At 45.6% G+C, this 12927-nt stretch carries 12 protein-coding genes; 1 reads left to right on the forward strand and 11 read right to left on the reverse strand.

Translation table 11 applies throughout. The annotated features are described in order from the left end of the window. Positions 1–96: 96 nt before the first annotated feature. From NV381_RS22995 to NV381_RS23045, 11 genes are all read right to left on the reverse strand, one after another. The gene (locus NV381_RS22995) at positions 97–390 is read right to left on the reverse strand and encodes a Dabb family protein (protein WP_258215627.1); all 294 of its coding nucleotides are present in this window, start codon (positions 388–390) and stop codon (positions 97–99) included. 60 nt (positions 391–450) lie between these two features. Continuing rightward, complete coding sequence (locus tag NV381_RS23000; protein ID WP_258215628.1) at positions 451–1329, reverse strand: ROK family protein; 879 nt, start codon at positions 1327–1329, stop codon at positions 451–453. A 136-nt stretch (positions 1330–1465) separates the two neighbouring features. Beyond that, positions 1466–2365, reverse strand: a complete 900-nt coding sequence (locus tag NV381_RS23005) for an aldo/keto reductase (RefSeq protein WP_308862161.1) — start codon at positions 2363–2365, stop codon at positions 1466–1468. A 113-nt stretch (positions 2366–2478) separates the two neighbouring features. Continuing rightward, positions 2479–3510 carry a zinc-dependent alcohol dehydrogenase gene (locus tag NV381_RS23010; RefSeq protein WP_258215629.1) on the reverse strand — a complete coding sequence of 344 codons (1032 nt, stop codon included), beginning with the start codon at positions 3508–3510 and terminating at the stop codon, positions 2479–2481. 63 nt (positions 3511–3573) lie between these two features. Then, positions 3574–4566 (reverse strand): hydroxyacid dehydrogenase, encoded by a 993-nt coding sequence (locus NV381_RS23015; RefSeq protein WP_258215630.1) that lies wholly within the window; start codon positions 4564–4566, stop codon positions 3574–3576. Between the two features lie 110 nt (positions 4567–4676). Continuing rightward, positions 4677–5711 carry a Gfo/Idh/MocA family protein gene (locus tag NV381_RS23020; protein WP_258215631.1) on the reverse strand — a complete coding sequence of 345 codons (1035 nt, stop codon included), beginning with the start codon at positions 5709–5711 and terminating at the stop codon, positions 4677–4679. A gap of 25 nt (positions 5712–5736) precedes the next feature. Then, a complete protein-coding gene (locus tag NV381_RS23025; protein ID WP_258215632.1) occupies positions 5737–7272 on the reverse strand; it encodes an extracellular solute-binding protein in 1536 nt (511 codons plus the stop codon). A 30-nt stretch (positions 7273–7302) separates the two neighbouring features. After that, a complete protein-coding gene (locus NV381_RS23030; RefSeq protein WP_258215633.1) occupies positions 7303–8184 on the reverse strand; it encodes a carbohydrate ABC transporter permease in 882 nt (293 codons plus the stop codon). Positions 8185–8214: 30 nt separating this feature from the next. Beyond that, positions 8215–9180: an ABC transporter permease subunit gene (locus tag NV381_RS23035; protein ID WP_258215634.1), complete on the reverse strand. Its 966-nt coding sequence runs from the start codon at positions 9178–9180 to the stop codon at positions 8215–8217. A 51-nt stretch (positions 9181–9231) separates the two neighbouring features. Continuing rightward, complete coding sequence (locus NV381_RS23040) at positions 9232–10029, reverse strand: sugar phosphate isomerase/epimerase family protein (RefSeq protein WP_258215635.1); 798 nt, start codon at positions 10027–10029, stop codon at positions 9232–9234. Positions 10030–10054: 25 nt separating this feature from the next. Beyond that, positions 10055–10993 carry a sugar phosphate isomerase/epimerase family protein gene (locus NV381_RS23045; RefSeq protein ID WP_258215636.1) on the reverse strand — a complete coding sequence of 313 codons (939 nt, stop codon included), beginning with the start codon at positions 10991–10993 and terminating at the stop codon, positions 10055–10057. Positions 10994–11296: 303 nt separating this feature from the next. Here NV381_RS23045 and NV381_RS23050 point away from each other — a divergent pair, with 303 nt between their 5' ends. Then, positions 11297–12496: an ROK family transcriptional regulator gene (locus NV381_RS23050; RefSeq protein WP_258215637.1), complete on the forward strand. Its 1200-nt coding sequence runs from the start codon at positions 11297–11299 to the stop codon at positions 12494–12496. Positions 12497–12927: the final 431 nt, after the last annotated feature.

Genomic DNA, 12927 nt, shown 5'->3' on the forward strand with positions numbered 1-12927 from the left:
TGAGCCCCATCTAATCTAACAGTAATCTAACAGCCTGCCGTATACATCAAATAAGCCGACCCTAATATTCGGTCGGCTTATTTGATACTGTTCGTCCTAAATCTCGATATCAACCACAATGCTGTCCAATCGGCCGACTTCCCTAATTAAAGCGGCTACAGCTTGATGATGAGGATTCGGTCCATATGCGGCAAGTGCTTCTCTATCCTCGAATCGTACGGATAAAACGACTTGGTACCCTTGATTTTTCTCCGAGAAGTTAATTCCCGCTTGCAAGTCAACAATTCCAGTCAGGTGGCTTCTTAATGCTTTGAATCGGTCCACTACCTCCTGCAGCTGCTCTTGCGTTGTAGTTTCAGCGAATTTTACAAGTACAATATGATCAATCATGGCGAATCCTCTTTTCAAAGTTTAGTATAGTATTTATGATGTTCTGGATTAGCTGCAGCCTTACTGCTGCTGGAGCTCCCGCTTGGCGAGGACCAAAGCGCCGCTAAGTCCCGCATTATCGCCGAGACCCGGAGGCACAATATAGTCGTCAAGCCCCGATGCCAGTTCCTGCTTCTGCACGTAGCCATTCAACATTTGCGACACCTTATTGCGAATCAAAGGAAATAGCTGCTGCTGTTTCATGACGCCGCCACCCAGAATAATTTTTTCCGGGGAAAGAATATAGATAAAGTTTGTAACCGCTTGAGCCAAATAATAAGCCTGAAACTCCCACACTTTGTCATTCTGCTCAAGCTCGTACCCTTTTTTACCCCAACGCTGTTCTATTGCCGGACCTGCGGCCATTCCTTCCAAGCATTCATGATGGTAGGGACATTTGCCTGCAAAAGAGTCCTCAGGATGACGTTTGATCAGAATATGCCCCATCTCCGGATGAAGCAGACCATGCAGCAGCTTTCCCTCAACAAGAGCTCCCGCTCCAATCCCTGTTCCAATTGTAACATACACACAGCTGGACAGCCCTCGGGCTGCTCCCCATTCGGCTTCGCCCAACGCCGCAGCGTTTACATCTGTATCGAATCCCATAGGAACATTCACATGCTTTTTCAGTTCGCCCAAAACCGGATATTGATTCCAGTGAGGCTTGGGAGTTGTTGTAATATATCCGTATGTACTGCTGGATTTGTTCAAATCCACCGGACCGAAAGAGCCGATACCTATCGCCTCAACGTCCTTCTCCTTAAAATACTGAATCACTTGACCCATCGTTTCCTCTGGTGTTGTTGTCGGAAAACTTACCCGATCTGTAATTTCACCATGCTCATTGCCGATACCGCAGACGAATTTTGTTCCTCCTGCTTCAATAGCTCCCAGCTTCATTAAGAGATGCCCGCCTTCCCATAACAATATATCCAACTTGGCTTATTTAACGATAGCGCATTTGGTCTCATATATTTTAGCATAAATCGTATTATTTGCATTGGCAAATTTCAAAAGCAGGAGCTGCCTCATCTGATCATACTATATCAAGCGCCATTTTTCTGGAAGCTTTAGGAAACTCAGCAGCCAAGCTCTCGATATCCTTTTCGGTTAACTCAATAAAAATGGCCTGAGCATTATCCACTACATGCTCTTCAGACGATGCTTTTGGTATAGCTATAACATCCCCCTCACGAATACACCAAGCTAATAGCAGTTGATACGGAGTAACGTTATATTTAAGAGCAATAGCTTTTACCGTCTTATTATCAATAAGTCCCCTTCTTAGCGAACCGGCCTGTGCCAGAGGACAATACGCCATAACCGGTATTTTGTGCTTTTTGAGCAAAGGAAGCAAATCATATTCGATACCGCGTGAACCAAGATGGTACAGCACTTGATCGGTCATGCAGTGAGCGCCTTTATCGTAGCTCAGAAGCTCCTTCATATCGGCAGTATCCAGGTTGGATACGCCCCATCTTGCAATTTTCCCCTCTTGAACTAATCTCTCCATTCCTTCGATTGTTTCACTTAGAGGGATGCTTCCTCTCCAGTGCAGCAGGTACAAATCCAGACGGTCAGTCCCAAGCCGCTTCAAGCTCGCTTCACAGCTTTTGGCAATTCGGTTAATTCCTGCGTTATGGGGATATACCTTGGATACAATAAATACGTCATCCCTAATTCCTTTAATTGCTTCTCCAACCAACAGCTCCGAATTTCCTTCTCCATACATTTCAGCAGTATCGATCAAGTTCATTCCAAGCTCTACACCCAGCCTTATTGAACGGATCTCTTCATTCCTTTTAGACGAATCATCGCCGATAAGCCATGTGCCTTGACCCATTCTTGGCAAAGCAGTTCCGTCCGATAATAACACAGGCTGCCTGGAAAGGGCGCTACGAATTTTTACAATCTCATTTTCATCCATTATTGCCATAGCTCCAATCTCCCTTCGAATTAGAAAGCATTTTCTCTATTATAACCGAATACCTCATTATCTTTCTTGCTCATAACGACAAAAACCGCCCCTGAGGACGGTTTTGTAGCTGACTACTTCACTTCGCAGTCGATCATTACGTGAATAGTATCTCCTTTGTGCTCATTCCTCAATTGGAATGCTCGTGCAACCTCTGCTAACGGAACAACGTGAGTTATCATTTCCTCCGTGTTAACTAGTCCGTCCAGAACAAGACGCAGACCTTCATCGAAGTAGCGTCGATTATCGATATCGCGTTTAGGCTCCGTGGAAAGAATATCCAGCCTCTTTTTATGAACCTTGAAGAAATCGACCGGCTTATGGCAGGTGCCGATGCAGCCGTACATTACTATACGACCGTTTTGAGCCGCAGCGTTAATGGCATCTACCATTCCCGCTCCTTCCAGCAAGCAAGGAATAACGACGTCAAAGCCGTCCGGGAAATCTGCACCTACAATATCCATTGTATTTGCATGCTCATTTGGAAGCTTGTAAGTATGGGTAGCACCGTATTTCCGGGCCAGTGCCAGCTTCTCGTCAAACAGGTCTGTTACAACCAAATTTCTCGGACTAAACATATTTACCACTTGGGTCATCACTAAACCGCTGACACCCTGCCCTGTGATTAATACATTCTTATTAGGAGAAATATCGCCGAGCTCCGCTGCATGAATGATTCCAGGAAGCACTTCTATCAACGAACCTTCGATTAACGGAAGGTCTTTGGGCAGCACCTTCAGCGAGAATGGAGTGCAGCACACATATTCTGCAAATGCGCCCCATACATACCGCAATGCTACATGATCGCCTTCTTTGACACCAATTACGTTAGGTCCAATTTTATCGATAACTCCCGCTACTTCATGTCCAAGTCTGGTTGGGTACGAAATAAATTCAGGCTCGCGCGCACCACGGAACACTTCAACATCACTACCGCAAATGCCGACCCACTTAACCTTGACACGTACTTCTCCATCCTTGGGCTCTGGAATTAAAGCCCTTCTGACACTAATTTCTCCAATTGCGTCCATTACAGCACACATCTGCGTTCCAGGACCCTCATAGTCTACCAATTCCATAGGCGGTACTGACATTTTTCTTACCATTTGTGTAAATCTCCTTCCGGTCAGCTCTCCAAAGCCGCGTAATTTTATCTATATTGCTGACTTCTACGCCATAACTTCCCACATTCTCTCGCTGACTTCATAGGTTGTCTTTTCTTCATTCAAGCCTCGTATGATATCCTTCACAACTTCCTCCATCAACGAAAGATGGCCTTGTACCGATGCTCCAGCAACATGCGGGGTGATGAGTACATTAGGTAAGGAGCGAATCGGACTATCCGCGACAAGCGGCTCTTTCTCGAACACATCGAGCGCTGCGAAGAAACGTCCGCTGCTAAGCTCGTCCATAAAAGCTTGTTCATCCACTACAGGGCCGCGTGAAGAATTTATAAAGACAGCTCCGTCAGGGATGAGCTGCAGCAGCTCGCGGGTTAGCATTCTTTCCGTAGCGGGAAGCTTCGGAGCATGCACCGAAATAATAGGGCAACTCATAACTTCTTCCAAGGATGCTCTTGTGACGTTCAATGAAGCTGCCGCTTCTTCGGACAAATACGGATCGTAAACAAGCACGTTAACCTGAAACGGCGCTAATAACTTGATGAAAGCACGCGCTGTGGAGCTCGCGGAAATAATGCCAACCGTGCTGCCGGTAAGCTCTCTGCCTTTGAGGCCAAGCTCTCTCCATTGGCCCGCACGCAATGATGCATCCAGCGTCGGCAGATGGCGAAGGGACGCAAGCAATGCTGCAAGGCAGTATTCTCCTACACTTAACGCGATACGGGGAGCTGCTGAGAACACCCTGACACCACGGGAGAAGATTTGCTTGGGAACCAGACTTTTCACCGTTCCGGCCGCATGGCCTATTGCGCGGAGATTGACAGCTTTCTCCAGCGCTTCTTCGCTCAGGCTCGGAGAACCCCAGCTCGTAATAATCACTTCGGCATCGCTTATCATCCCGGCCAGCTCTTCCTTAGTATAATCCTTGCCGGTTTCGTTCCAGGATACATCGAAATGTTCATTTAACAGGGTCCTGCATTTGTCGGAGCAAACCTCCTTCAATCGTGATTCCGGTGAGAGCACCAATGCTTTCTTCTTCATGAGTATAGCTCCTCCTTAGAGTTTTAGTGAGAGCTCAAAAAGTCAATTCGATGGCGAATAGGCTTCCTGAGCTGCTTTGTGATCAAAAGGGGACTTTTCGAACATCCTCTTTAGGGCTGAATTGGAACAACCTGATGCGTACGCATGGATTCGAAACAAGCGTCTATAACCTTCATCACGCGAATGATTTCCCGTCCCGATGCGAGCGGCTCTCTTCCTTCACGGATAGCGTCTGCAAATTCTTCCAGCTGCCAGGTGAAATTGGCGTTCGTTCTTTCACACTCAGCCTGCTTCTCGCCATTCAATAGCAGCTCGTATTCATCCTTTAACTGCATCATGCCGTTAGTGCCGATCAGGTAACGCTCGTAAATGCTGTTCTGTGTCGACCAGATCCGTTTGCCTGTCAAGCCCTCTTCATCTGCTGGCCGGACACCTGCATTAAACGACATAAGTACATTAGCCATTTGACCTTCACCGAAATTGAGCGAGATGGCGACCTCATCCTCCCCGCTCCAGTTCGGGTTATTGGAATGGCCTTGAGCATAAACCGAAATCGGCATTTTATCATAGGCCCATACGATATAATCCAGGATGTGACTCCCCCATAGCGGAATAATGAATCCGCCGATCTTTGATTCATCCTTCCACCAATCCGCTGCCGGCTTATTCATATGGGCCAGCAGCAGCGCATTAATATTAATTAGTCCGCCGATTTCATTAGCTCTGACTTTCTTGATGGACTCCATAACAGGGCTAAAGAACCGCCTGCTTTGACCTACCATCAACGTAACGCCATTTTCTATGGCGGCCAAAGCCATGTCTTCCGCTTCCTTTACATTCATAGCCATAGGCTTCTCAACCAGCACATGCTTGCCGGCACGAAGCGCCTTAATTGAATATTCCGCGTGAAGATCATGAGGTAGCAGCAGCAGGAAAGCGTCAATATCCGGATCATTAACCGCATCATCATAGGAAGTGTAAGTTTTTACTCCTTCCCACTGTTCCGCCTCCTGCCGCAGCTTCCCTTCATCTCGGGTTACTAGTGCAACCAGATCCATTTTATGTGCAAGTTCCCGAACTGCCGGAAGATGGGACTTCGATACACGTCCCAATCCGACAACGGCCAATCGCAATTTTTGCAGCATGGGCCTCTCGACTCCTTCTCTCTATTTATTTAGCGCTTTTTTTATCCTGATAGGCTTTGTTAAATTCATCGATCATCTTCATGTAATTAGCGTCTGCTTTGAACGATTTAACCATTGCATCCCAGGACTCAATTGGTTCTTTCCCCATCATGACTTTAACTTTCATATCGTCCATTTTCTTTTTGAAATCCGGTCCTAATTTCAAATCGATGTCAGACAATAGACCAATCGATACATCAGCTACTCCGTATTTGGAACGCTCGTCAATGATTTTCTTGTTGCGTTCGAACATTGCTTTTGGCATTCCGACGCGGTAGGCCCACAAATACGGGTCATACCTTTCGAAGATTTTACCAAAGGAGCTTTGTGATACACTTTCTTTGACAGCTTGATCTGTTGCCGTTTTAAAACCGTCTACCACTTTGAAATGGATGTCCTTAAGTCCGTAGCAAGCCAATTCAAAGCCTTCTTCGGATGCGCCGTAATCCATTAGAGCCAAGATCTTCTTCATTTTGGCCTCAGGGACCTTTTTCGGAATCAAATAAAGTCCGGCAAATCCGCTGCCTGTATGAACCATTTTACCAGCCGGGCTTGAAAGAAACGTCATAGCTACGAAATCCGCTTTCGGATCAAGCTTCTGAGCACCTTCTGTAGCACGGTACACGCCTTCTGTCGTATCCATCTGGACACCGACTTTTCCCGCTTTTGCCATGTTTTCATAGTCTGTAGTTTTCATAATAGTGAAGTCTTCTGGCAATATTTTATCCTTGTACATTTTGTTCAGATAAATAAGTCCTTCTCGGGTTCCTGGCTCCAAATCAGTGTCAACCAGCTTGCCCCCCACATCTTTCCACTTACCGTTACTGTTGTTGAAAATATCGATAACCTTTTCCCAGTTTTTCCCGTTGTATCCATAGGTGTCAGCTTTGCCGTTTTTGTCCGGGTCCTTTTCAACAAATGCCTTCATTGCGATATAGAACTCATCCATAGTTTCCGGCATCTTCAGCCCTACATTATCCAACCAGTCCTGGCGGATATTGAAAAAGCTGCTGCCATGAAGCGGACGTACTGACGGAAGGATATATTGTTTGCCATCCACTTTTACACTGTCCATAATTTCCTTCGGATAAGCAGCCAAGTTCTTATAATCCTTCAAATAAGGACCCAAATCCCAGAATGCCCCTTGTTTTATCATGTTGATTGCCTGGGTTTGTTTCATGTCTTTAATCTTCATCAAATCGGTCATGTCGCCTGAAGCCAACATAACGTTCTGTTTCTCTTCCCATGCATTAGGTGATGCCCAGGTAATATTCAGCTTCGTATTCGTACGCTTCTCGAATTCCTTCGTAACCGGATTGTCCGCTGAAGGAGGCTCCGGTGTGCTGAACTCAGTGAAAATGCTGATTTCAGTCGGTTTCTCATCTTTCACTGCACCTGCCGCACCTTTATCTGTCCCTGGAGCTGTACCGCCTGAGCAAGCTGACAGGATTGATGCTACCATGATGAATGACAAGGATGCAGGCACCGCTTTACGTTTAATGAACTTCTCTTTTTCTTTCATACTAACCCTCCTAATTCATTTTTAAAAAGATTATCCTTTCACCGAACCCAGCATTACACCTTTGGCAAAATGCTTTTGCAGGAACGGATAAACACATAGGATTGGTATCGTCGCAATTACGACAGCAGCCATTTTTAAAGTTTCGGTAGGGATATTTTGTCCGGCCATCATCTCTGCTGCAGCCGATCCTCCTGCTTGGGTCGAGGAGTCGATCAGCATATTGCGCAGCACTAGCTGAAGAGGCCATTTGGCATGATCATTGATGTATAATACCGCACTAAAGAATGTGTTCCAGTATGCCACTGCGTAAAATAATCCGAATGCGGCCAATGCCGGAAGCGATAAAGGCAGGACGATCCGGAAGAAAACTCCGATATCCGTTGACCCGTCGATAACAGCGGATTCCTCAAGCTCAACTGGAATGCTGTCAAAGAAGCTCTTCATCAATATGACATACCAGCCGCTTGTCAGTACCGGTAAAATCAAAGACCAGATACTGTTGATCAATCCCAAATCGCGAACGAGCAAGTAAGGCGGGATCAATCCCGGACTGAACAAGAGTGTGATAAGAATCAACAGCATGATGATTCTTCTACCCTGCAACCGCTTTCTAGACAAGCCGTATGCCAGAGCGGCAGTTACTACGAGGCTCAACGCGGTTCCGACAGTAGCCAGAAAACCGCTGACCATAGTTGCGTTTCGGAAAGCTGATGTAGACAATAAATATTTGTAGGAATCCAAAGTCCAGCTTTGTGGAAATAAGATATATCCTTGCTTCTGGATATACTCCGTTGGGTCCGTGAATGATACAACAAATACATAATAAAGTGGAAAAAGCGTAATGATCGCTACGATGCCCAGCACTATAATATTCGCTGTATCAAATATCCGGTCACCTATGCTTCGTTTCATTTTCCTCACCCCGTTACCGATATTTAGCGATTAATACACGCCTTCTTCACCAAAGCGTTTGGACAGCTTGTTAGCTACAATAACCAAAATCAATCCGACCAGCGATTTGAACAAACCAACAGCTGTACTAAAGCTGAATTGACCTTGCTGAATACCTAGACGATAAACGTAAGTTTCAAATACATCTGCAACATTGGACACTGCTCCGTTCATCATCAAGAAAACTTGCTCGAATCCCACATCCATAATGTGGCCAAGCTTCAGAATGAACAATACGACAATGACACTTCTAATAGCAGGTAGCGTTACATGCCAGGCTTGCTGCAGCCGGTTGGCTCCATCCATTTTAGCCGCTTCATACTGTTGAGGATCGACCCCGGCAATGGCAGCTAGGAAAATGATCGTTCCCCATCCAGCTTCTTTCCATATATTTTGTACGGTTAACAGCGCCCAGAAATTATTTTCATTAGTTAGAAAATCATATTTGGCAAAGCCTAAACTGACCAGCATCTTATTAACAATCCCCGACGACTGTGACAGCAGCAAAAAGGTAATCCCCGCGATAATAACCCATGAAAGAAAGTGAGGCATGTACACGATGGATTGAATCCACTTTTTGTAGATTTCATTGCGCAGTTCGTTCAATAAAAGCGATAGTATGATTGGAAGAGGGAAAAAGAATAATAAGCTCAGCAAGCTGATAGCCATCGTATTTCGAAATAATAGGAAAAAGTCCTGGTTTGAAAAGAAACGCGCGAAATGCTCAAATCCTACCCAATTACTGTTCATTACACCCATATAGGGTGAGTAGTCCTGAAAAGCAATGACGACACCCCACATGGGAACATACTTGAATATTAGAAAAAACAATAAACCGGGAGCAATCAACAAATAAAGAAATTTGTCTCGTTTAAGTCCGTGCATCACATGCTTCCATCTGCTTTGTGGTACCGTTCTTGCGAGACTGCCCAATTGCAATTCGCTTTGAGCTGCCATGGTACTGCACCTCCCTTTTCAAAATCTCTGTATGGATCTGCTGGAGAATTATTATTCAAACAGCGACTTGGCGTAAGCCAGATCCTCGGCAATGTAACTATCCTTGTTGTCCAGATCCGTGTATTCAGCGGTCAAACATACTACACCCGAATAGTTTCTTTCCTTCACATAGCCGGCAATTCTTGGCCAATGCGCCATACCATGTCTTCCGGTAGTAAAATGACGTTTCCACTCAGCTGTCTTCGCTTCAGGTCCGTTGCTTCGGATGAAAAAGCCGTTTTTCAAGTTGACCATAGCAAGATGAGACCAAACGATGTCCAATCCGTACTCGGGCTGCTGTCCGGCGAAAGCATCATGTGCTGCATCCCAAACTACACCTACATGCTCAGGGTTAATATCCTTCATTAAGTTCATAATTCCATTGGAATCTATGATATAGTTCCCATAATGCTGTTGAACGCCAACCTTCACGCCGTATTTCTCACAAAGTGGTACAAGCTCTTCCAGCTTGCGCTTGGTCCGCTCTTCCGTCGCCTTATAGCCGTCCTGATCTATGTTGATCATGATCCGTATCACTGGCACCCCAGCCTCCGCACATGCGGCGAAGACTGATTCATCAGTTGAAGCGGCAACGCTATATATTTTGACGCCTTGTTCATCGAGCTGCTTGGCGAATTCAGGCAATGATTTGCCGACGGTTTCAGGCTCAACCTGAAATCCTGCACGGATGGGCAGCTCAATGCCATCAAAGCCGATACCGCTTACAAAGCGGCCCAAGTCATGAGCTGACTTGTCTTTCCAATGCTTGACAAAGAGCGAATAAGAAACTTGCTTTTCCAGGTTCTTCACACCAGCACTCCCCTATTTGAACTTTTTAAACATTGACATTAGGCTTTATTGTAGTTAGTAAATGCTGCAAATCCTTGTAGCATTGCTGCGCCAGCTCTGTGTGAACAGGAAGATCGGAGCCCGGCTTGCTTACACTTTCGATGGTGAGAAGCCCGCTATACTCGATTTGCTCTAGCCCCCGGAACACTTCGTACCAGTCAATACCTCCCTGATTGATGAGGCGGTGACAGTAGTAACGCTCCTCGTTGTTGTTCTTCTTGGCAATAACCCGATGATATCTTCCAATATGAGGTACATAATCACTGTACTCGAATGCCCAAGGATATTGGTCGCCCTTCAGCTCCACGATATCTTTGATATGAACATTGTACAGATAAGGCTTTAACCGTTTAATCGTTTCGATTCCATACTCTGTCGGAACTTGATATAAGTTGACGGGATCGAGAATCAGCCCCACGTTGCTGCGTCCAACCGCTTCTACAAAAGCGATGGATGATTCTGCAGTGTCACATAGCGTCCCATGATGCATTTCAATGACTGCCTTAATATTTCGTTCATTTGCCAGATCGGCACATTTTTGAAACCATTTCACGGCTCTTGCAAAATCCTCTTTAGAAACCTCGTCAGAATGCTGGAATCCCGGATTCAGCCTCATCATGCCGCAGCCAATTGTTGAAGCAAAATTCAGATAACGCTCCCATTTCAGAACTTCAGCCTCATTCTCCTCATCCGTATTGCAAGCAAACCCGCCTGCAAACAAAGAAAGATTAGTCGGGATTAATTTATAACCATCCAGCAAGCCTTTAATTTGCTCAGCCCGCTCCTGTGAAATATGGCCATCCTTCAATTCTCCAACACCGCGAATCTCAACACCCTCATAACCGATATCGGCTGCATCCTTCAAAAAATGCTCGATTGTTGAGTCATCATACATGTTTCCACCTAATACAATCGTTGCTTTCATCCTATCCCCTCCGTAATAGCGCTTTCATTTCTATAGGGATATCATAATGGAAAACGAAGACTTATGTCAATATATAAATTAAGTATTATATAAAATATGTTTTTCCCAGATAAAAGCAGCTATTTTTTCATATTTCACTTGATCTTTGTTTTGTTTTTTATTAAATTAAACATATGACTCCAAATAAGTGATGGTTGTCCGCTTGTATGCTATTTGATTGCAAAATTCGAAATATTTACCATTCATCTTGAGTTTCAGGTATAATCGATTTAATTACAGAATGATATGGCGACGGTGAAACTTATGATAATTCCTAGCAAAAGCGATCAAAAGGGCAGTAAAACCAGCATCATCCAAGCATTGCGCATGCACGGCTCCATGCCCCGGATTCAATTGACCAAAATTACTGAACTAAGTCGAGCTACTATTTCATCAACGATTTCCGAGCTTATTGAATGGAATCTCGTGAAAGAGACGGAAAAAGCTCCTTCCACAGGAGGGCGTCCCGCCATTTCACTAGAATTAGTTCCCGGCTCCCACGCTATTATGGGTGCCGATCTGGATAATCAGGCATGGACGCTCGGTGTATTTGATTTACTCGGCAATGTCCTTCACAAGACCAAAATACCTGTCAGCTCCTCCAGACCCGAGGAAGCCGTTCAAGAGCTGGTCGACCACACCTCGAAGTTTGTTCAAGAATTCGATAAAGAGGTTATCCAAATGTTTGGTCTGGGCGTGCCCGGACTTGTGGATACGAGGCTTGGCATTATTAAGAGTGCATCCGATCTGGGATGGTCGAATGTGGATATTGAGGAAATGGTAAGCAAAGGGCTTGGTTGGCCGACTGTCGCTATTAACAGACACCGGGCTCGGGGTCTTGCGGAATGCCGGTTCGGATCAGGGAAAGATTATAAGCATATGATTTATGTCGGGGTAGGCTCAGGCATTGCCGCCGGTATTTTTAACGATCGGCAGCTCGTATCCGGTTCGTTCGGTGGCGCAGGGGAGCTCGGACACATTACGGTAGAACCTGACGGCCCTGTGTGCCCTTGCGGAAATAATGGCTGCCTGCACCTGTATTCAACAGCTTCAGCCATGGAGCAGGAAGCCCGCAGACTGCTTCGCGCAGGTCAAGAAGAAAGCAGCCTAAGAAGGCCAGGGCATGACCTCCAGCTTCTGCGTGCCAAAGATGTTTGCCTGGCCGCGGATCAAGGCGATGAGCTTGCGATTCGCGTCGTTAATCACGCTGCAACCTATCTGGGTATTGCCTTAGCGAATCTCGTCAATTTGCTCAACCCGGAAGCCATAATACTGGGAGGGGCCATCCCCGGCATATGCAGCACCTATGTACAAACCGCGACAAAAGTTATGCAGCAGCGTTCTATGATGGCTCTTTCGGCGGGAATTACGGTTAACACTGCATCATTAGCCGAAATTGGAGGGGCGCTCGGCGCTATCAACTTTGCCCTTGATAGGCATTTCTCTTTTAATATGGTGCAATAAACTAGATTGATTGGCGCTATAAATAAGAAGAACCGTCAGTTCTTTCCCTGACGGTCTTTTTATGTGCAAACTCATACGTGTGTGCGTGCGGAGGGAATCCGGTGTGGGTTCCGACCGCTCTTGAAATCATGTTCCTTGGATTGGTAGTCTTACCGCGGTCATCACTCTTTTAGAAGGATGAGCGGAAGTCAGGTGCGCTATTTCATTGTTTTAACGTTATTATTCGAATGAAACGGAACTAGGATCTCTTATTTAGTTTCAGATAAGGCATTTCAGTCTATAAAAGTCAGAATAACGCATCGTATGGATCTCTGTCAAGAAAGTAGACACTCAAATAAGAGATATCACACAACCTTTTTGTAATACATGGCCTCGTATTGATCCGGTGAAACATAGCCCAAAGAACCATGAATTCTCTTACGGTTGTAAAA

Origin of the sequence: Paenibacillus radicis (ex Xue et al. 2023) (assembly GCF_024722015.1) — a bacterium.
Classification (GTDB): Bacteria; Bacillota; Bacilli; order Paenibacillales; family NBRC-103111; genus Paenibacillus_S.